General features: G+C 37.8%; 23 protein-coding genes and 1 riboswitch. Of the genes, 14 read left to right on the forward strand and 9 right to left on the reverse strand.

Going from position 1 to position 20,488, the window contains the following annotated elements; all coding sequences use genetic code 11:
- Window position 1 precedes the first annotated feature (1 nt).
- Window positions 2-868 carry a cysteine ABC transporter substrate-binding protein gene (locus JYB65_RS08920; RefSeq protein ID WP_206582319.1) on the forward strand — a complete coding sequence of 289 codons (867 nt, stop codon included), beginning with the start codon at window positions 2-4 and terminating at the stop codon, window positions 866-868.
- A 165-nt stretch (window positions 869-1,033) separates the two neighbouring features.
- Here JYB65_RS08920 and JYB65_RS08925 read toward each other — a convergent pair whose 3' ends face one another.
- Window positions 1,034-3,352, reverse strand: a complete 2,319-nt coding sequence (locus tag JYB65_RS08925; RefSeq protein WP_245156642.1) for an FIST N-terminal domain-containing protein — start codon at window positions 3,350-3,352, stop codon at window positions 1,034-1,036.
- Window positions 3,353-3,775: 423 nt separating this feature from the next.
- On the opposite strand from JYB65_RS08925, the gene JYB65_RS08930 reads away from it, so the two are divergent.
- The 3 genes from JYB65_RS08930 to JYB65_RS08940 all read left to right on the forward strand — a co-directional run bounded on the left by JYB65_RS08930 (window position 3,776) and on the right by JYB65_RS08940 (window position 5,321).
- Window positions 3,776-4,276 (forward strand): prolyl-tRNA synthetase associated domain-containing protein, encoded by a 501-nt coding sequence (locus tag JYB65_RS08930; protein ID WP_206582320.1) that lies wholly within the window; start codon window positions 3,776-3,778, stop codon window positions 4,274-4,276.
- Window positions 4,277-4,429: 153 nt separating this feature from the next.
- Window positions 4,430-4,834 carry a hypothetical protein gene (locus tag JYB65_RS08935; RefSeq protein ID WP_206582321.1) on the forward strand — a complete coding sequence of 135 codons (405 nt, stop codon included), beginning with the start codon at window positions 4,430-4,432 and terminating at the stop codon, window positions 4,832-4,834.
- 328 nt (window positions 4,835-5,162) lie between these two features.
- Window positions 5,163-5,321, forward strand: coding sequence for a hypothetical protein (locus JYB65_RS08940; protein WP_206582486.1), 159 nt, complete (start codon window positions 5,163-5,165; stop codon window positions 5,319-5,321).
- Window positions 5,322-5,374: 53 nt separating this feature from the next.
- Here the strand turns inward: JYB65_RS08940 and JYB65_RS08945 are convergent, their stop codons facing one another.
- Window positions 5,375-5,839, reverse strand: a complete 465-nt coding sequence (locus JYB65_RS08945) for a pyridoxamine 5'-phosphate oxidase family protein (protein ID WP_206582322.1) — start codon at window positions 5,837-5,839, stop codon at window positions 5,375-5,377.
- Window positions 5,840-6,014: 175 nt separating this feature from the next.
- Between JYB65_RS08945 and pdxR the strand changes: the two genes are divergently transcribed.
- The 6 genes from pdxR to JYB65_RS08975 all read left to right on the forward strand — a co-directional run bounded on the left by pdxR (window position 6,015) and on the right by JYB65_RS08975 (window position 10,595).
- A complete protein-coding gene (gene pdxR / locus JYB65_RS08950) occupies window positions 6,015-7,421 on the forward strand; it encodes a MocR-like pyridoxine biosynthesis transcription factor PdxR (protein WP_206582323.1) in 1,407 nt (468 codons plus the stop codon).
- 153 nt (window positions 7,422-7,574) lie between these two features.
- Window positions 7,575-8,024: a MarR family winged helix-turn-helix transcriptional regulator gene (locus JYB65_RS08955; RefSeq protein WP_206582324.1), complete on the forward strand. Its 450-nt coding sequence runs from the start codon at window positions 7,575-7,577 to the stop codon at window positions 8,022-8,024.
- A gap of 130 nt (window positions 8,025-8,154) precedes the next feature.
- A complete protein-coding gene (locus tag JYB65_RS08960; RefSeq protein ID WP_206582325.1) occupies window positions 8,155-8,520 on the forward strand; it encodes a VOC family protein in 366 nt (121 codons plus the stop codon).
- An 89-nt stretch (window positions 8,521-8,609) separates the two neighbouring features.
- Window positions 8,610-8,714, forward strand: a riboswitch (guanidine-I (ykkC/yxkD leader).
- Between the two features lie 71 nt (window positions 8,715-8,785).
- Window positions 8,786-9,106, forward strand: coding sequence for a quaternary ammonium compound efflux SMR transporter SugE (sugE, locus tag JYB65_RS08965; protein WP_206582326.1), 321 nt, complete (start codon window positions 8,786-8,788; stop codon window positions 9,104-9,106).
- Between the two features lie 123 nt (window positions 9,107-9,229).
- A complete protein-coding gene (locus tag JYB65_RS08970; RefSeq protein ID WP_206582327.1) occupies window positions 9,230-9,814 on the forward strand; it encodes an RNA polymerase sigma factor in 585 nt (194 codons plus the stop codon).
- The gene (locus JYB65_RS08975) at window positions 9,783-10,595 is read left to right on the forward strand and encodes a hypothetical protein (RefSeq protein ID WP_206582328.1); all 813 of its coding nucleotides are present in this window, start codon (window positions 9,783-9,785) and stop codon (window positions 10,593-10,595) included. The genes JYB65_RS08970 and JYB65_RS08975 overlap by 32 nt, the downstream gene beginning before the upstream one ends.
- Before the next feature lie 116 nt (window positions 10,596-10,711).
- On the opposite strand, the gene JYB65_RS08980 is transcribed toward JYB65_RS08975, so the two are convergent.
- On the reverse strand, window positions 10,712-11,158 hold the full coding sequence (locus JYB65_RS08980; RefSeq protein WP_206582329.1) for a MarR family transcriptional regulator: 447 nt from the start codon (window positions 11,156-11,158) through the stop codon (window positions 10,712-10,714).
- 51 nt (window positions 11,159-11,209) lie between these two features.
- Window positions 11,210-11,533, reverse strand: coding sequence for a DMT family transporter (locus JYB65_RS08985; protein WP_206582330.1), 324 nt, complete (start codon window positions 11,531-11,533; stop codon window positions 11,210-11,212).
- Window positions 11,534-11,786: 253 nt separating this feature from the next.
- Between JYB65_RS08985 and JYB65_RS08990 the strand changes: the two genes are divergently transcribed.
- A complete protein-coding gene (locus tag JYB65_RS08990; RefSeq protein ID WP_206582331.1) occupies window positions 11,787-12,953 on the forward strand; it encodes an iron-containing alcohol dehydrogenase in 1,167 nt (388 codons plus the stop codon).
- Between the two features lie 219 nt (window positions 12,954-13,172).
- Here JYB65_RS08990 and JYB65_RS08995 read toward each other — a convergent pair whose 3' ends face one another.
- Together JYB65_RS08995 and fabF are read right to left on the reverse strand one after the other, a co-directional pair.
- Entirely contained in the window at window positions 13,173-14,093 is a 921-nt protein-coding gene (locus tag JYB65_RS08995) for a D-2-hydroxyacid dehydrogenase (RefSeq protein WP_206582332.1), read from the reverse strand.
- Between the two features lie 341 nt (window positions 14,094-14,434).
- On the reverse strand, window positions 14,435-15,670 hold the full coding sequence (fabF, locus tag JYB65_RS09000) for a beta-ketoacyl-ACP synthase II (protein ID WP_206582333.1): 1,236 nt from the start codon (window positions 15,668-15,670) through the stop codon (window positions 14,435-14,437).
- Window positions 15,671-15,843: 173 nt separating this feature from the next.
- On the opposite strand from fabF, the gene JYB65_RS09005 reads away from it, so the two are divergent.
- Both JYB65_RS09005 and msrB read left to right on the forward strand, forming a co-directional pair.
- Window positions 15,844-16,746, forward strand: coding sequence for an AraC family transcriptional regulator (locus tag JYB65_RS09005; RefSeq protein WP_206582334.1), 903 nt, complete (start codon window positions 15,844-15,846; stop codon window positions 16,744-16,746).
- A gap of 104 nt (window positions 16,747-16,850) precedes the next feature.
- Window positions 16,851-17,303, forward strand: coding sequence for a peptide-methionine (R)-S-oxide reductase MsrB (msrB, locus tag JYB65_RS09010; protein WP_245156643.1), 453 nt, complete (start codon window positions 16,851-16,853; stop codon window positions 17,301-17,303).
- A gap of 118 nt (window positions 17,304-17,421) precedes the next feature.
- Here msrB and JYB65_RS09015 read toward each other — a convergent pair whose 3' ends face one another.
- The gene (locus JYB65_RS09015) at window positions 17,422-18,042 is read right to left on the reverse strand and encodes a superoxide dismutase (RefSeq protein ID WP_206582336.1); all 621 of its coding nucleotides are present in this window, start codon (window positions 18,040-18,042) and stop codon (window positions 17,422-17,424) included.
- Between the two features lie 274 nt (window positions 18,043-18,316).
- Between JYB65_RS09015 and JYB65_RS09020 the strand changes: the two genes are divergently transcribed.
- Window positions 18,317-18,754, forward strand: coding sequence for a Dps family protein (locus JYB65_RS09020; RefSeq protein WP_206582337.1), 438 nt, complete (start codon window positions 18,317-18,319; stop codon window positions 18,752-18,754).
- A gap of 76 nt (window positions 18,755-18,830) precedes the next feature.
- Here JYB65_RS09020 and JYB65_RS09025 read toward each other — a convergent pair whose 3' ends face one another.
- On the reverse strand, window positions 18,831-19,175 hold the full coding sequence (locus JYB65_RS09025; protein ID WP_206582338.1) for a P-II family nitrogen regulator: 345 nt from the start codon (window positions 19,173-19,175) through the stop codon (window positions 18,831-18,833).
- A 37-nt stretch (window positions 19,176-19,212) separates the two neighbouring features.
- The gene (locus JYB65_RS09030) at window positions 19,213-20,457 is read right to left on the reverse strand and encodes an ammonium transporter (protein WP_206582339.1); all 1,245 of its coding nucleotides are present in this window, start codon (window positions 20,455-20,457) and stop codon (window positions 19,213-19,215) included.
- Window positions 20,458-20,488: the final 31 nt, after the last annotated feature.

Genomic DNA, 20,488 nt, shown 5'->3' on the forward strand with positions numbered 1-20,488 from the left:
GATGAAGAAAATTTTATCCGTATTATTAGTACTTATTTTAACAGTTACTGCACTGACTGCTTGCGGCAGTAAAGCAGAGGACAGCGAAAAGGCAGGAGAAAAGGAACCTGCAACAACCGCTCGCAGCTTAGATGAAATTAAAGACAGCGGGGAAATCATAATCGGCGTATTCAGTGATAAAGCTCCGTTTGGTTATGTGGATGAAAACGGCGAATATCAAGGATATGACGTATACTTTGCAAACCGTATCGCGAAAGATTTAGATGTAAAAGTAAAATATGTTTCGGTTGAACCCGCAAGCCGTGTAGAATATTTAAAGACTGGCAAGGTTGACATTATTCTGGCAAACTTCACCGTAACGGATGAACGTGCACAGCAGGTAGATTTTGCACTTCCTTACATGAAGGTAGCTTTAGGTGTTGTTTCACCGGAGAAGGCACCTATCAATGGTGTGGAAGAGCTGGCAGGCAAGACTTTAATCGTTTGCAAAGGAACGACAGCTGAAACATACTTCTCTGAAAACTATCCTGATGTAGAACTTCAAAAGTATGATGAATATGCGCAGGCGTACAATGCACTGCTGGACGGACGTGGTGATGCATTCAGTACAGACAATACGGAAGTACTTGCATGGGCGATCGCAAACCCTGGATTCACGGTTGGTATTGAGTCTTTAGGTAGTATCGATACGATTGCTCCTGCCGTTCAAAAAGGAAACACAAGCTTATTGGATTGGCTGAACAACGAAATTAAGGCACTTGGTGAAGAACAGTTCTTCCATGCCAACTATGCAGAAACACTAGCTCCTGTCTATGGAGATACAGCAAACCCTGACGAGTTGGTTGTAGAAGGCGGAGAAGTGGAATAATTTCATAAAAAATAAAGATGTCTTCAATAGATTAATATTGGGCAGTAAACATCGATGAACATTCCTCAAAATATTCATTGGCGTCTGCTGCCCAATCATGATAAACCTATTTAAGACATCTTATTATTTAGATAAAAATAAAAATTAAAACTATAAGTGCATATATTAGTGTATCTTATAGATGTCTGAAAACTCTATATCTATTTTCTCTATATAATGTTTTTCTCTGGAATTACCGCAGATCACTTTACCGTGACTTTCTTCTACTAATTTGCAAGGCAGTTGTATAATCATTTCAGTACCTTGTCCTAATTGGCTTTCAGCGTGTATCGTACCGCCATGCAATTCCACTAGGGTTTTCACCAGAGAAAGTCCTATTCCGCTCCCTTCATGGTCTCTTGTAAGAGATTTATCGATTTGTACAAAGCGTTCAAATATGGAATGAAGCTTATTTTCAGGGATTCCTCGGCCTGTATCGATGACCTTTACACAAATATTTTCACTCCCATTTTCGATAGTAACCATGATTTGCCCGCCGGGAGGCGTAAACTTAACGGCATTGGAGAGTAGATTTAAGATAATCCGCTCAATCTTTTCCGGATCACAAGCAAGTATTTTTTCTTCTACATCCGTGTCAAAAACTAGTGATAAGCCTTTGCTTTCAATATAATCCGCTACAGATAAAGTAATATCTTCTATAAGACTGATGACTTCGTTGTTGGTTTCGTGTATTTTAAAATAACCCGCATCAATTTTAGTGATATCGATCAAATTGTTTACTAATCTTAAAAGCCGATAACAGTTTTGCTTCATAATATTTATATATTTTTTACAATCGGAAGAACGGTTTAAGCTGGAACACCCTTTCAAACTGGAATCACAAAGCTGCAATACGGAGAAAACGACATTAATAGGGGTTCGGAGTTCATGCGAAATATTGGCGAAAAATTCTGTTTTAATTCGATCGTATTCTTTTAGATGATTCAAGCTTTTCCGTTCTTCTTCAATGCTTTTTTGAAGCTCTTCCATTCGCTTTTTTTCAAGTGTATCCCGCAGAGCCTCCTCGACTTTTATCCGTTCCGTGATTTCTTCTTCCAGCAAAATGTTGAACTCCTTAAGCTGCTGGGTGATCTCGTCCATGTGCTTTTTTTTCTGTCTGAAAACCAGCATAGTGGAGGTAAGGTTGGTGTGACCGATAAATTCTTCTCCGTATGTGGTTAAGCCTACCGTTGGAATATCATTGAAAATTTTGCCGTACTGCTTTGTGATACCTTTTTCTTCCAAAGTATGTCTTCGCTCAATGCAGTCAAAGTTGATAATCGCATCAATTTTGCCATGTTGCTTCACATTGTCATCAATCGCCTTTTTTGTATCTTCAATGATATCTGTAGCATCAAGCAGTTGAACCTCCATACCTTCCAGGATATTGCAATAAAATAATATACTGTTGCCCTTTGCCCGCTGAGGACTTCGGATTAGGATATCACTTGGTTCTATAAATAATCCCAGCGGATTCTTTTTAAAGTATTTAGGTGCATCCTCTACAGAAGATGCACCTACTGCGTTAGCGTATTCCAAAAGGGCAGGCTTATTATTAAACTCAATCACTTCTCGGCTGCTTTCATTGACTTTATTCGCAACCAATAATTTATCCAATGCTTTGAAACTTTGAGTTTTAATAATATTAAATTGAACCATATCCTTTACTTTTAACAAAATAAGAAGGGCTGAATTGGTATAAACTTTTCCACTGGCAAAAACATAAGTCTGGGTAAATTTGAGATTATCTCCGGCGGAGCCGCCAACGAAGTAGACATTCGTTCGATTTCCGATTAGATCCATGAGCTTTTCTTCTTTCATGCATAACCCGTCTATTAGAATTAATCCGACATATTTCGACAGGTCCATGGTATAAGAACTCTCATTGAAATGTTTTTCAAAAGAAAGAAAGGCATTATCGATATTTAAAGTTTCTTGACTAAGATCAATCAATTCGTGTTTGACATCAGAAATTATATTTGAGCTTAAAGCGATTGCAACAACGGCATCTTTCAATAGATGTTCATCGATATGTTCCCCTGCACTTGAACATCCTGTTACCGTACAATCTTCGAAGGATTCTTGCATCAAATAACTCAGTTTTTCTTGATTAAAATGAGGTGATGCAAAGAATACTAATAGTTTTGCGTTGCAGCAACTTAATTGGTGTTTAATTTCAGATACAATTTCTTCCTCTGTAGCTTTACTCGAAGAAGCGGTAGCAATATTTGCTTTCTTATCAACGTAGTTTTCTACATTAAATTCTTTAGAGATATGAATAAGTTTCTCAATAATCATGGGGTCGTCCACTGATCGGCTATCAAAATTGTCTGGATTAATTCCCTTGAGAATAAATTTGGATTTAGTCATCTCAATGATTACGGGATTCCCTTTGGCCCTTTCTTGAATGATATTATCAATCATTCTTCTAATTTTGCCAGACAAAAAGTATCACTCCTTTACAAAATATTTATAATTTACGTTCTATTTAGACAAAAAACATTATATCACCATTTAAATTTTTATAAATACTAATTATATATAAATTTCATTTTTTCCCCTAGTTAATCGCTATGTCTTGTTGGAAAATTGTAAGATAAGTGTCGGAAAAGGCCAAATCAAAGGGTTTTGAAAGATTAAGCAGACAGAAATCAAGGAGTGCATTTTATGAAAGAAGTGAGAAAATCTTAGTGAAACGTGACGAAAAACCTTCTCTTTTCTTCAGCTATGGAATATTGAATTATCAAGATCGGAAAAATGAGAATGTAAACTTGAAAATAAGAAGAACTATATTATAATGAGTGTAGGAAATAACCGCAGAACAATAATGAATCATACAGAATTTAATGAAACGGAGTCAAAAGAGGAATGGTTGGGAAAAACGAGCAAGACGTATATGATATTTTAAATTTATTAGAGATCAATTATGTTCGATATGAACATCCGCCGGTGTATACGGTGAATGAAGCAAAGGAATTAAAATTAGCCATTTTAGGCGGGAAATGCAAAAACCTTTTTTTGAAAAGCAAAAAAGAGGGTAAGTATTACCTTGTAATTGTAGAAGAAAATAAAAGGCTGGATTTGAAACTGCTGGCGAGACAAATCGGAACATCCGGTCTATCCTTTGCATCAGCGGAAAGATTATATCAATATTTGAAGCTCACGCCGGGTTCCGTTACCCCTTTCGGCATCATAAACGATGCGGACCGAGAGGTCACCGTCTTAATCGATAAGGACTTAATGAAAGAGGAAGTCGTAAATTTCCATCCGAATGTCAATACGGCTACCATAGGAATCTCCTTTTTTGACTTCGAAAAATTTATAAAGTGGCATGAAAATGAATTTTACTATGTAGAGATAAAAAGCTAAATATCAAAGTACACTTTAAAGAAAGTTTTCTAGTATTTGAAACAATTTTTAGAATTATTATGGTTTTTTTGATAATTAATGCAATTGTATATGGTATAATGAACGCAATTATAATATCATCTAACTGATTTCAATATGGTAGGAGGAATTTTTATGATTTGGTTAATGTCTGGCATTGGAATTACATTTTTATTGGTACTACTAATAAAAGCAATGGGATTAGGTAATTGGAGAATAACATTAAATCAAGTCATATCGTCATACACGGGGATAAAGAAAATGAATCCTGCTTTATCAGATAAAGAAGTATTTATGAGTGTTTTAGATGAACGGTACAGGGTGGAACTGTATTATGCGAAGAAGGAAAAAGCGAAAGGTATCATCGAGAAGGAAGTAGAAGGCGGTTGGTCCATACTAAATAAATATAATTTACCGATCTTGATTTATTTATGTTTAGTGATTGAGAAAAATAAGATACTGAGTAGCTATACAACGGTGCATGACATGTTATCAGTCATTACAGCTGAACTGCAAAGACAGGGCTTAAAATACATATAAGGAAATTTGACATAAGAATATGATCTATAATAAAATTATTTGGAATAAATGATTTGTAGGAGGATATTCATCTATGTATTCTGTTCGCTTACGATAAGAAGGCAATAAAAAAGTAGTCATAATATCCACAAGCGTGGGCTTTTTTGTTGTACTTGTTTGGCGAATTGAGACATGATATGGGTGAAATGTAGCCATTGGGCTATGTGTTTTTCTCTTGTCTTTTGACGTTGGTATGCAGACTAAAGCTCGCATTGCGGAGTTTAGCCTGCATTTTTTATTGCCAAACCCATATGGAGACCAACAATAAAGATGTAAGGAGAAAACAGAGATGAATAAACAAACTTCAAAATGGAAACAAGATTTTTTTACAATATGGACCGGCCAAGCCGTATCCTTTATCACAAGTGCCATCTTTATAGAGGAGATGAAAGAAGGCTTTAGTTGTATTGAGATAAGGCGGATTAATTATAGCATAAGAAAGGGTTAGGAATATTTAAATGTTCTTAACCCTTTTATAAATTCCATCTTCTATTTTTTTAATTAAACTCTATGCTTACCTGTTAAGCTGTCTATTGCTATTTTTACTATCATTGCTTTTGAACCTGCAGTGTCGATATATTTTTCTCCTTCAGCTATATAATCTGTACAGTATTTATAAAGGAACTCTTTGAATGCCATGAGGCTTTCCGCTTCATCCGTCACTAAAGCAGCTTTCCCAAAGGCAATGACACTTTCATAAAGCGTTCCAAATTTATCGGGTAAAATCTTCGTTTTTCCTACAACAGTAAAGGTTACTTTATCATTATTGATTATATTATTGTGCTTGGTACCACCGGCATTTGCGCCATGATAATATATAGTATTATCAATAACAATATAGCTTAAGGGAACTCCATATGGCTGTCCATTCGAATCAACCGTTGCAAGAATTCCATATTCACCTTCTTTTAAAATATTCAGTGCGTCTTCATTACTCATAAGGCGATCCCTTCTACGCATTTCCATTTGATTATCCTCCTTAATAATTAAATAGTTTTGTTATCAGTTTGTTTTGCAGAATACATCCGTTTCATAAATTATCAATTTATAACTTGCAAGTTTAATGGTATTATATGATTGTATTTTAACCTGCAAAAGGGACAATTTTTTAAATATTAATGGATACAGTTGGAGGAATAAGATGTTAATACTTGATAAAGATTCTAAGATTTCATTGTATATGCAAATATACAGTCATTATCAAAATTTAATTGTTTCTGGTGAAATCGCAGAAGGAATGATGCTCCCCTCCATAAGAGATTTATCAAAAAATATGAATGTTAGCCGCAATACTGTAGAAGCAGCATATCAGCAGCTTTATTCGGAAGGCTACATCTCAAGTAAAGTAGGTAGTGGATATCTGGTAGAAAAATTTGAGACGAATTTGTATGAGCATTTTAAAGAGTTGAAGACAGAAAAAGAAGTAAAACAATTTCATGAACAAGGAATATCCACTATAAAAAAATATAATTTTCAATATGGAAGATTAAATGTGTCAGATTTTCCTCTTAGTATATGGAGAAAACTTTTAAATCAAACGTTACTTTCTGATGAGATCGATTGTTTAACAGCATACAACAATAGAACCGGAGAATTAGAGTTAAGAACTGAAATTCAGAAATATCTTCATGAGTCCAGAGGTGTAAATTGTGAGCCGGATCAAATTATTTTGCGTCCTGCCACTCTAGCTTGTATAAGCCTAATCTGTCAACTATTAATGAAGAACACAAATACCCTTGCCATTGAAGAGCCTACTTATGATAGTGCAAGAGATGTTTTCAGAAATCATGGATTCAATATGATATTAACTCCGGTTCAAGAAGATGGCCTCAATATTGATTTCCTTAAGAAATCGGAGGCAAAAGCCGTGTTTATTACGCCTTCTCACCAATTTCCAACCGGGGCAGTAATGCCGATAAACAAAAGACTTAGCTTGATTGAATGGGCAGAGCAAAATGATTCCTATATTATTGAAGATGATTATGACAGTGAGTTACGTTATAACAGCAGGCCTATTCCCTGCATTCAGTCATTGGATACAACAGGGCGTGTAATATATATCAATTCTTTTTCCAAAGCATTTGCACCGGGGTTAAGAATGGGATTTGTGGTCTTACCTCCGCCGCTATTGGAAATTTATCAAACGTATTTTTCAAGATATAATTGCGCTGTACCTTGGTTAGAACAAAAGGCAATGTATGAGTTCATGAATCAAGGCTATTGGAGCAGACATCTTAGAAAAGTTACGAATAAAAACAAGAGAAAGCATGACATTTTAATTCGTACGATTGCAGAAGTAATGGGAGAACGAATAAAAATTCATGGAAGAAATGCAGGCCTCCATATTTTATTGGAAATCTTCAATGGCATGAAAGAAAAAGAGCTGATTGAGAAAGCAGCAGAAGTGGGCGTCAAAGTTTACCCTGTAAGCATATACTGGGGGAATAAAGAAGATTATTCCTATAATATGGTGTTGATGGGATTTAGCGGGCTTACGGAAACTGAAATCATAGAGGGAATTCATCTCTTAAATGCCGCTTGGTTTTAACTAAATGACCGATTCCTACAAGCGGATGCGCAGATAAAAAGATAAAAATCCATGTTTTAAAAATACATAATCCATATAAAACAGTTGCAAATGAAACTAATAGGATCTATACTTCAAATAGTTGCAAAAGAAACTATTTGAAGGAGGAATTCAATGGTTAAAGAGTCAATTGGTAAGTATATTGCAGCAATTCATAGGAATGTGCAGAGTATTATGAACTATAAATTGGAGCAAATTGACATTAATAATGGACAATATGATTTCTTTTTTGTCATTTCAAATCATGAAGGATTAAGTCAAAAGGAGCTAAGTGAACGTCTGCATATAGGTAAGTCAACAACTGCGAAAGCAGTCAAGAATTTAGTAAATAGCGGCTATATAACAAGAGAGCAAGATGAATATGACAGGCGGTATTATCGGTTGTATTTGACTGAAAAAGGAAAACAAATAGTCCCAATAGTTCGTTCAACTTTTTTGGAACTAATAGAAATTTATTCAAAAGATTTATCTCCAAAAGAGTATGAAGAAACAATCAACGTGTTAAAAAGGATTCTTAACAATGTTAGCAATGAAAAGAATAAACTTAATTCTGACATTGAATAACTTTTATTCTCTATTTTACAATAGCTAAAAGTAAAGTAACCAGTGACAGCAAAAGAAACGATAGCGAATAAAATTGTTTACGAGTCGATGTTATTTTATTAATTTAATTTTTTTACAAGGAGGAAGTACTATGAAATTTTGTTGGAGCACGTTAAGAGTAAAAAATTTGGAAGAGTCCATTGCATTTTACACAGAAATAATTGGACTTGAGGTGGCAAGGCGATTTAACGGGGGACCAAGTAAAGAGATTGTCTTTTTAGGCGATAGTGAAACTAAAATCGAGCTTGTATGCGATGGTGAGAGCCGAGATACTAATGTAGGAAAGGATATTTCTTGGGGGTTTGAAACCGAGTCTCTTGATAAGGCACTCGAGCTTGTTAAGGAAAAAGGTATCCCTGTTGTGAGTGGCCCGATTCAGCCAAATCCACATGTGAAATTCTTTTTTATCAAAGATCCGGATGGTATGTTAATACAGCTAGTGGAGCATATGGCTTAACCATTAAAAGATCAGCGAAAGGATGCTTAATGAAGCGATGTATTGACACCATTGAGTTTTTTTGCTATAGTCAAGGCATCAAATATAAATAAAAAGTTTTATAGGGTTCCACAGTTTCAGATGGGAGACTGGTTTGGTCCGAGATAAAACGTACAGCGCAGCTGTATACACGGAAGGACAAAAGCCTGGGAGATATGTTGAATATCATCCTTGGCTTTTTTATTTTCTGAATTTAAGTTTTTGACAGCAGAAAGGAGTAAAAACAATGCAATGGGTAATGTTGGTTATAGCAGGACTGTTTGAGGTATGTTGGGCTATAGGATTAAAGTACTCGCAAGGGTTTACAAAGCTTGCACCTAGTATTTTTACGATACTTGGTATGATCGCAAGTTTTTATTTTCTATCAATAGCGTTAAAAAGTCTTCCGATAGGAACGGCATATGCTATTTGGACCGGGATAGGTACGATTGGCACTGTTATTTTAGGAATCATATTATTCGGTGAATCAATAGATGCGATTCGACTAATTTGTATTGGTCTTATCGTAGCCGGAATTGTCGGTTTGAAATTAGTGGCTCCACATTAATTGAACGATATACTATTTACTGGGATTTGAATAGCTTGAGATAAAATTTTTTTATAAAAATTTGAACGGATTACCCGTTTCATGTCTCTTATATATAGGTGCACCGAATAAGGAGGAGGTTTCATGAATGAATCTAATCTAATTGTAAATATCCAAAAAGGCGATTCCGAATCCTTTCGTAAAATTTTCGAAGAATACGAGCTGAAAGCGGTAAGAGCAGCTTACCTAATTACGGGTAATCAAGCCTCCGCAGAAGACGTAGTTCAGGAAGCGTTTGTTACATGCTATTTTGAAATAAGCAGACTTAAGAACCCAGAATGCTTTAAAACTTGGTTCTATCGATTGCTTGTACGGATAGCATGGAGAGTTGCTGAAAAGGAGAGAAAGCTTGTGCCGGTTCAACATGTCTATGACGAAGCTAACGGCCCCGGGGTGAAGAGCGTTGAGCAGCAGTATTTGGAATCGGAAACATCGATCCAATTGTATGAGCAAATACAGAAACTTGATAAAAAGAAGCGGGACACCATAATGCTCTATTATTATTGTGAGCTAAGCACAAAGGAAATTGCGCGAGTCGTGGGCTGTTTGGAAGGCACGGTTAAGTCGAGATTGTATTTTGCTCGGAAAGAGCTGAAAAGCAGTATTGATTTCATGCGATTAAAGGAGGATAGATATTATGGAAAAGCCGAATCCGAATCAGTTCTTTGATCAATGCATTGCGCATGCGTTGAAGGAAAAAGCCGACGGGATCGTGCCGGACGGCACGTTGGTTAGAAAAATTCAAACAGAAATATATTATAAAGAAAGGGAGTATTGTTCTATGAATTATACGAAAAAAATAAAAAGAATGAATCCAGTTGTTATCATAATTCTTGTTTTCATATTATCGGCAGCAACTTGTTTTGCGGCATCTCGAATCAATAGTTATGTAAGTTTCTCGACAAAAACTTTTGAGGAATATCCTGCGGAGCGGCAAGTGAAAAGTGCTGTCAATTATATTCCGGATTATCTGGATGAATTTTCAAACGGATTTGCTTTCAAAGAAGCAAGCGTGGACGATATCAAAGCCAATGATGCGGACAATAATCCGGTAGCAGAGGGGAAAGGGATTACTTTCTATTATGAAAAAGCAGATTCTAAGAAAGGCCAGATCATGACACTTTCGACCAATCGGGGTTTTTCTGATTTTTCCAGTGACTCGGACTTAAAACAGGAGCTTATCAAGGATGGGAATATAGACCTGAAGTATTCTTACGTTGAGTCCAAACTGGTGCCAGAAGGCTATGTGCCGACGGAAGAAGAAAATCAGAAAATGGAGAAGGGGGAACTGTGGATAAGCTATGGAGCAGATAAAGAGAAAACGGATAAAGTTCAATTCATACAATGGGAAAAAGATGACATCTCATATACTTTGATGGATAGAGGATATGAGCTTCCGAAGGATGAGCTTGCAGAAATGGCAAAGGAAATTATCGGAACCGCTGAGTAAAAATAAAAGGGGTAGTTGAAAAATATAAAGCCACGTTCAGTCTGATTCTGAAGGTGGCTTTATCGTCTGGCGGGAATCAGTGAGCAGGCATTGTTGTTTTGGGACAATCTCCATTTTTATTTAATAAGACTTTTTTCTAGCAAACTAGGTAATATAGAAAAGGCATCGATCACAGATTGAACTTGCTCTTTTGGGAGATCACTGAAGGCTTCTATTTCTGCTGCTTTCAGTTCAAGAAGTAAGCTGTTTGCATATTGCTCTCCCTGCTTTGTGAAGGTAACGATTTTATTTCTTCGGTCTGCTGGGTTTAATTCTCTGAGAATATAGCCATCTGCTTCAAGGCCGGATAATATCAAGGAGATCGTTTGCTTCGGAAGATATAATTTATTGCAGATTTTATTTTGCGTGCAATAAGGTGACGTTTCTTTTATGACATACAAAACAAATAGCGTCGTATCATTGATATGGTGCTTCTTTGACCAAGCATGATAAATGTCACCAATCTTAAACCATGCTTGATAATAAATGTCTATTATATTGTCTAAATCTGTTTTTTCATCCACGTGTTTTTTATCCTTTCCATGGTATATATCCTTCCTTTTATTTGCCACTATCTAGTGGGTTGTACTGCTTAAATTCAGTCCAATAACGCCCAACACAATAAACAGTATGGAGAATATTTTTAGTGCATTAATCGTTTCTTTAAAAAAGAATATCCCAATTGCAGCTATGATAAGGATTCCCGCTGCCCCCCATATAGCATAGGCGACACTGACCGGTATTTTAGTCAATGCTTTTGCTAAAAAAGCAAAACAGAGGCCATATGTTATTAGTGTTCCTAAGGCCGGCAGCATTTTTGTAAACCCATCAGATAGCTTCATACAAGTGGTTCCTAACGTTTCAAATATAATCGCAAGACCTAAATAAATCCATTCCATAATAAAATCTTCTTTCTATAATAAATAATCCCATTAGTCCAGTTATGGACTAATGGGATTATACTTGGAAATTTGATTGTTGTCAACAAGTTTGAACCGGCAATCATGAATAAGTCAAAGATGAAGTGGACAAGTCGCAAATGTGAGTATTATGACTGAACAAAGTGCTTGACATAGGGCTGAGTGAAGATGTTAAGCTAAGTGTAGAAAAAATAAAACAACACATAAATAGTTGCAGAAAAGGAGAGTAATTATGAACAGCTTTATTTATGATATTCCGACAAGAGTATATTTTGGTGAGAATCAACTTGGACATTTAGGCAAAGAATTATCGAAATACGGGAAACGTGTATTAATGGTATACGGGGGAGGCTCTATAAAAAGCATCGGATTGTACGATAAAGTCGTAGCTGAAATAAAGAATGCCGGACTAGAGCTATTCGAATGCTCCGGCATAGAACCAAATCCAAGAGTGACATCGGTCAATAGAGGGGCAACTATTTGTAAAAAGGAGAAGATTGACGTATTACTGGCCGTAGGTGGAGGTTCTACCATCGATGCAACAAAATTTATTGGTGCTGCAACCTATTATGAGGGTGATGCGTGGGATATCTTGACACGAAAAACTCGGATTACCAAGAGTCTCCCTATTGTTTCGATCTTGACCTTATCAGCCACAGGTTCTGAGATGGATGCAGCTGGCGTAATAAGCAATATGGAGACAAAGGATAAAATTGGGCTGATGCATCCTGCATTATTCCCGAGGGTATCCTTTCTTGATCCTACCAACACGTATACGGTAGATGCCTATCAGACCGCATGCGGGGCAGCAGATATACTCAGTCACATCATGGAAGTTTATTTTAATAGGAATCAAGACTTATATATGTTGGATTGTGTCATGGAAGGGTTGATGAAAACCGTCATTAAATATACACCAATCGCCTTAACAGAGCCGGATAACTATGAGGCTCGTGCAAATCTAATGTGGGCTTCATCTTGGGCGATCAATGGATTCATCAATGGTGGGAAACGGCAGGCCTGGAGCTGTCATCCAATGGAACATGAACTTTCGGCCATTTATGATATTACGCATGGTCTGGGGCTGGCTATTTTAACTCCGCGTTGGCTGGAATACACATTAGATGAAACAACGGTATCAAAATTTTATCAGTTCGGTGTAAATGTCTTTGACATTGATAAGAATGCAGAACCGATGGAGGTAGCTAAAAAGAGTATGGACCTGTTGTCTGATTTCTTGTTCAATACATTGGGTTTACAACGTACGTTTACAGAAATCGGAATAGATGATTCCAATTTTAGTATCATGGCAGAGAAGGCTTGCGGAGGAAGTGTATTACCTGGATTTAAGCCTTTAAATCAGAAGGATATTGAAAATATTTTCAGCATGTGCTTATAAGTCAGACGCCAGCAATCCTATTTAAGTATCACTATTAGGATTAACTGAGAATTTTTAATACCATTTGAAACACAATGGAAAGGAAGAGCGCTTCATAGATCTTCGGATGCTGTGGAGCGCTCTCCCTTTTGTGATGAATAACGAATCAGAAATTATGGATGAGCATTCTTAAACGATAATTCCGATGACTGATCATTTTCTCGGCAGGTGAGAGCAGAGTTATACATCAACACGATTAATCATTTCGCCATTCACAAAGCTTTGGATATTTTTATAAGCAATATCAAGAAGCAATTGTCTTGTCTCAAGCGGCATCCAAGCATGGTGCGGTGTAACAAAACAATTTGGAGCTCCAATCAGCGGATTGCTTTCCATTTTCTTCGGCGGTTCAGTTTTGATTACATCAATACCGGCAGCAGCGATCTTACCGGATTTTAGGGCTTCCAACAAGGCATCTTCATCGACTAAGCCTCCTCTGGCAGCATTCAATAAAATAGCCCCATCTTTCATTCGTGAAATAAACGCTGCGTTAATCATATTTCTGTTTTCTGCGGTAACGGGACAATGTAAGGTAAGCACATCAGCTTTGATAGCCGCTTCCGGATCCTTGCTGTAAGGAATCACTTTCATCCCAAGGGCTTCGGCGATTCGTCCTACTCTTTTTCCGATATTGCCGTAGCCGACAATACCTAGAGTTTTTCCGTCCAATAACGAAAGCGGGTTGATACAGAAGCAATCATCGGGACATTGATACCAAGCCCCGTTATGAACCGCTTCACTGTGAAGCGCGACGTGATTCGTAATCTCGAGCAAGAGTGCAATGGTATGCTGGGATACGGCTTCTGTCGAATAAGAAGGGGTGTTGCATACGGCAATTCCCTGTGCACGTGCCGTCGGAATATCCACATTGTTATAGCCGGTTGCAAGAAGCGAGATCAATTTTAATGTTGGCAGTTGCTTTAAGGTCTCTGCCGTCAATTCAACTGCATTGATGATAACAACATCGGCATCTTTTGCGCGTTCTACGATTTCCTCCGAGGAGGTTCTGTCGTAGACTGTAAGTCCACCCATTTCTTTGATCTTATCCCAGGATAAGTCGCCGGGATTGGTTGTATATCCGTCTAATACTACAATTCTCATAAAATATTACTCCTTTTAGTCATCATTTTACATAGCTTACTTTCGAATCTGCCCGTAAAGTCAGCATAGAGCTGTATTCGATTAAGATATTAAGAGCAATTATTATGCCAAAATGGTATGAAGGAATATATTTTAATTACTTTCTGATATGTCATTGGAATCATTCAATAGGAATAGAGAATAACTTATATTTTAAAGTCATCTTATGACTGCAAACACCGATAGTTTTAAATTTAAGAATTTGAAACCATTAAAAAAATAATAAAATGTGCCAATTGTATTAAGTTTATAATAACTGCATGTGTTAGGCTAAATGGTAAAAGGTTAGTGGTTTTTTTATGCTATTCTACAGCCTTCAATATAAGTGTTGCGTTGTGTCCGCCAAAGCCAAAGGAATTACTCATGGCATACATGATGTCAGCAGAAATTCCTTGGTTTGGAATATAGTAAAGATCACACTCCGGGTCGGGGGTAGTATAGTTTATGGTAGGCGGTAAGAATTTTTCTTTAACAGCATACGCTATAATAATTGCTTCAATAGCACCTGAAGCACCAAGCAGATGCCCTGTCATAGATTTTGTTGAGCTGACAGGCAATCGGTATGCATATTCACCAAACACAGACTTCACCGCTGCCGTTTCGCTTTTGTCATTGACAACGGTTGATGTTCCATGTGCATTAATATAGCCGATGTCTTCGGCCTTGATACCGGCATTTTCGAGAGCAAGCCGCATGCACCGGGCAGCACCTTCTCCGTCTTCAGGGACACTGGTGATGTGATACGCATCATTGGTACAACCGTAACCGACTACCTCGGCAATAATGTTTGCGCCTCTTTTAATGGCATGCTCCATTTCTTCCAATACAAGAATTCCGGAGCCTTCTCCCATAACAAAGCCGTTTCTCTCTGCGTCAAAAGGTTTGCTTGCAGAAGCCGGGTCTTCATTTTTACTCAATGTTTTATTCGCACAGAAACCAGCCAACGAAAGTTTAGTGATGGGCGCTTCCGCACCTCCTGCTATCATAATGTCGGCTTCATTTCGTTGAATCATTTTATAAGCATCCCCTATGGCATTTGAAGCGGAGGCACAAGCCGTCACCACACATTCCGTAAAACCTTTTATGCCATATCTCATGGCGATTAAGCTGGAAGCGATATTTGAAATCATCATGGGAACAAAGAAAGCACTGATTCTTCCTGCTCCTTTTTCGGATAAAACGTGGTATTGATTTTCGATGGTTTCTATCCCACCGACACCGGAACCGATTAGGATACCCGCTCTTTCCGTATTTATTGCTTGAAAATCCAGACCGGATTCTTCAATGGCTAACTGTGCCGCCGCAAGCGCATATTGAGAGAACCGATCCATTCGTTTCACTTCTTTTTTATCGATGAATTCATTTGGATTGAAATTTTTGATTTCTCCTGCAACTTTCACCGGAAGATCGGAAACATCGACTCTTTCTATAAGGCTTATGCCGGATTTACCTTCCTTAACAGCTTGCCAGCATGTTAATGCGCCGTTCCCGAAAGGTGTTATTGCGCCCATGCCGGTGATAACTACGCGTCTATTCATAAGAATAACCTCCTTGTTTTCTACTAATACTGTTTACAAAATAAAGAATACTCCTTATAATCTATAGAAAATGAACCAAACTTGCTTTTTATCTGTTAGAAAATATCGTTTGATTTTCCTAACAGATAAAAAGGGCAGTGCAGAGTGGCGAAGCCACATTTTTAGGTGATTTTATGATAGATTCAAAAGAAATGATCGTGGCTTGTGTAAATTATATTGAAAAAAATATAGGGGATAAAATAAGCCTTGATGATATTTCCCGCGAGATAGGCATTTCAAAGTATTATATGCACAGGATGTTTAAATCGCTGACAGGAGAGTCCATAATTGAATATGTACAAGCCCGTAAGCTGTCTTCCAGTATCCAGGAACTGGTGAATAGCAATATGAGAATGATTGATATTGCGATGGATTATGGGTTTGACCACGAGCAGTCGTATATCAGAGCGTTTAAAAAGCGCTTCGGCTATACGCCTTTTAAAGTCCGGTCTGAACAAGTATCCATTAACATAACCGAAAAGATCAATGCAAGTGATATTCTATCCGTGAATAACTCGATTACGTATCGGCCATTTTATGTCTTTCGGCAGAAATTTTATCTTGCAGGAAGTAAACATAAAATAGTAAGCCGATCCGGAGACAATACGGCGAATTTTTACGGACGACAATTCTTTTATGATGATAAAAAGAGAATAGAGAAAACTATAGACGACAAGGTGTATTATGGATATACGGATTGGAGCGGGTACAAAGACGGATATATTTATTATGTACCATCGGTGGAGGTACCGGACTTAAGTGCTTTGCCGGAAGGAATGACCGGAATAACGATTCCGGCGCATAAATATGTAGTATTTCGGTTTGTAGGGTTTTTCCGGCCGGATGATATAAAAGGCAGGCAGGTAGGACGTCTGCTGGTTCATTTATACCGAAATTGGATTATCGATTCCGGTTTTCAGTCCGCAGCTAAATTTAGGTTTGAATATATAAATACCAACTTATCAAACGATAATTACTGTGAATTGGATATATATCAACCCATCCGGGAGAAAGATCCAAGCCAAATGGGGAGATAAAGGATCAGGTATAAATTACGGCGCATAAGAGAAAGCTGGTAATAGGATGAATAAGACAATGCCCAATTTATTGATATATGAAAAATAAAGGAAGTGATTTACTCTTGAATAGTGATAAATATTTAAAAAAATCAAAAGAAGAATTAGAAAAAAAATTAACGAAAATCCAGTATGAAGTAACTCAGAACAATAACACAGAACGACCTTTTCAAAATGAATATTTTGATGAGTTTAGAAAAGGGATTTACGTGGACATTACAACTGGGGAACCCCTTTTTTTATCAAGTGATAAATTTGAATCTGGTTGCGGATGGCCTAGCTTTTCGAAGCCAATCGATGAAAACACAATCAAAAAAATAATGGATCATAGTCATCACATGAGGCGGACGGAAGTAAGGAGTCATACGGGAGATGCTCATCTGGGTCATGTATTTGAGGATGGGCCGATTGAAAAGGGTGGCTTGAGGTATTGTATCAACAGTGCATCCTTGAAATTCATACCGAAAGAAGAAATGGAAAAGGAAGGATACGGAGAATTTCTAGAACTTCTGGATTAACGGAGATATACCTGTATCAATACTCAGAGTACCTAGAATGAGAAAGAATTTTGACTTATTTAAATGAAGAACCTTGAAATTTTAGCGATTTCAAGGTTCTTTTAATAGAAAATAAATTTTATCTTCGTCGCTGTTCATAATTGTGAGCAACCTGATCCCAATTGACTACCTCGAAGAAAGCCTGTATATAATCCGCACGCAGATTTTTATATTTCAAGTAATAGGCATGCTCCCAAACATCAAGGGCCAAAATCGGCTGCCAAATTCCTTCCGTCTCTAAGAGAGGGTTGTCCTGATTGGCGCTTGTCATGATCTGTAAGTTTCCTTCGCTGTTTGTCGCAAGCCAAGCCCAACCGGAGCCGAACTGACCTATAGCTGCCTTGCTGATTTGATTTTTAAAATCACCAAAAGAAGAAAACGTTTGGTTAATTTTCTCCGCTAATACACCGTTGGGCTCTCCGCCTGTGTTCGGTGCCAGATGACCGAAGTAGAGGTTATGGTTGTAAAAGCCTCCGCCGTTATTGCGTACCGCAGCCTTTGTCTCATCAGAGGCATTTTTTTTCCATTGCGACAAGATATCCTCAATGGATTGTCCGACAATATTGGCTTTTTCAGCCACATCGTTCAGATTTTTTGTATATGTTGCATGGTGTTTTGTATAATGGGTTTCCATCGTTAGCGCATCAATGTGTGGTTCCAATGCATCAAACGAATAAGTCAATTTTACTTGTTCAAACATAATATTTCTCCTTCCTTTCAACGATAGAAGACGCATCCATTATTATTCTATGGAATTTGTTATCTTATGCTAACTTATTGTGTTGATTATACTAATTATTATATACCAATGTCAATCTATTGTTTTTCGGACCTCCTTCTGCTTCGTATAGAATAAAGTAAAAAAACGGTACATTTTATAATTAGGGTTTGCAAAAATAGAAAAGAATGGTACAATTGAGTTAGCATATGATAACTATATGTAATATGAATGTTTTGAAAAGGAGATGAATGGTATGAACTTAATCAACAAACTGAATATATTTCTGGCAGACCAGCAAATTTTTTATGTAAAGCTGCATAATTTACACTGGTATTTAGCGGGGAGTTCTTTTTTCACCTTGCATGCCAAATTTGAAGAATTATACAATCAAACTGCCACTGTGGCCGATGATGTTGCCGAAAGAATTCTTGCCCTGGGCGGGAAGCCAATCGGCAGTGTGAAAAAAGCGTTGGAAGTATCTGGTGTCCGTGAGCTGGATGACACAAAAATAGCGGGACAGGAAGCGGTAAATGTTTTACTGGCAGATGTTAAAGCCTTTAATGAAGCCAGCAAAGAAATTCGTGGACTGGCTGGGGAAGCAGGAGATGGAGTAACGGAAGACCAATTTAATGGTTATGTCGGTGCGTATGAAAAGCTGATATGGATGCTGGAAGCCTATTTAGAAAAATAATAGGCTAAAGATTACGGGAGTGTTGAATCAATTTCAATACTCCCGTTTTTAGTGCTTCCTAATAAAGCGGGTACAACTAATAGATTGCTTCAGGACCGGTTTGACCTGTGCTGATACGAACAGCATCGAGAATCTCATATACAAATATTTTGCCGTCTCCGATATTTCCGGTATAAGCAGTTTTGGTAATGGCCTCTACCGTTTTATCGGCCCAATCTTTGCTGGATACGACGATTTCAAATTTTATTTTCGGGAGCATATTGATATCGACTTTTGTTCCCCTGACTATGCTTTCATAGCCTTTCTGCATTCCGCAACCCATGACTTGGGAAACGGTAATACCGTGAACTCCTATTTCATTGAGCACACTTTTAATCTCTTCATATTTTTCTTCTCTGACAATGGATTCGATTTTAAACATGTGGTAACACTCCTTTCGTTAAGTGAATGAGGGTATATTAGTCTAACCCGTTAAAAGCCGGATAGGCATTTTCTCCGTGAAGAGTAATATCAAGTCCGATTTTTTCATCGGATTCGGATACTCTAAGCGGAGTAAATATTCTTACGATGGCAGCGCAGATTATGGTGCCGATGATGGCAACGGCAATCGTGATGAGGATACTTAAAATCTGTGCAACGAACAAGTGGTAATTTCCGTAGATTAAACCATCCCATTTTGCGGAGCTGTTGATAGAGGTATTGGTAAAAATGCCTGTAGCGATACCACCCCACATACCGCCGATTCCGTGACATCCAAAAGCGTCGAGCGCATCATCGTATCCGAATCTTTTCTTTATGACAGACATTGCAAAGTAACAAATCGGGCTGACCAAAGTGCCAATAATCATGGAAGCCCAAATTGGAACGAACCCGGCTGCCGGTGTGATGGCAACAAGCCCGAGAACAGCACCGGTTGCAGCACCTACCACCGTTGGCTTACCCTGTTTAATCACGTCAATCAGCATCCATGAAAGCATTGCCAATGCCGTTGAGGTGTTGGTTGCCATGAAAGCGTGTACGGCAAGACCGTTTGCACCGAGAGCACTGCCTGCATTGAAGCCGAACCAACCAAACCAAAGGATAGACGCTCCTAAAATGATAAATGGTACATTATGAGTACGATAGGATGCGATACTGTATCCTTTTCTTTTTCCGAGGATGATAGATAATACCAAACCGCTGACTCCTGAACTGATATGTACGACGTTTCCGCCTGCAAAATCAACAGAACCCAATACAGATCCTAAAAATCCGCCTTCGCCCCAGACCATATGAGCCAGTGGGTAATATACAAGTAATGACCATAAAACGATAAACCCGAATAATGCCTTAAAACTCATGCGTTCTGCAACCGATCCTGTAATCAGTGCAGGCGTGATAATGGCGAACATCATTTGAAACGTTGCAAAGGCAAGATTAGGGATGGTGCTGGAATAAGGCCCTGCTACATCGATGGCTACTCCGTGTAAGCCGACCCATTTCAATGTGCCGATAACGCCCCCCGTATTTCCCCCAAAGCTGAGTGAATAGCCTACGATTACCCATAATGCTGAGGCTAGCCCCATGATAAAAAATGATGACATCATCGTATTTAACACATTTTTTCTCCGTACCATACCTCCATAGAAAAAAGCGAGTCCCGGTGTCATAAAGAGCACCAATGCTGATGCGATTAGTATAAAAGCCATATCTCCAGTGTTCATAAAATCTCCTCCTATCTGTTTTATAAGTTTT

This window comes from Clostridium aminobutyricum, assembly GCF_017255415.1.
Taxonomy (GTDB): domain Bacteria; phylum Bacillota; class Clostridia; order Peptostreptococcales; family Anaerovoracaceae; genus Aminipila; species Aminipila aminobutyrica.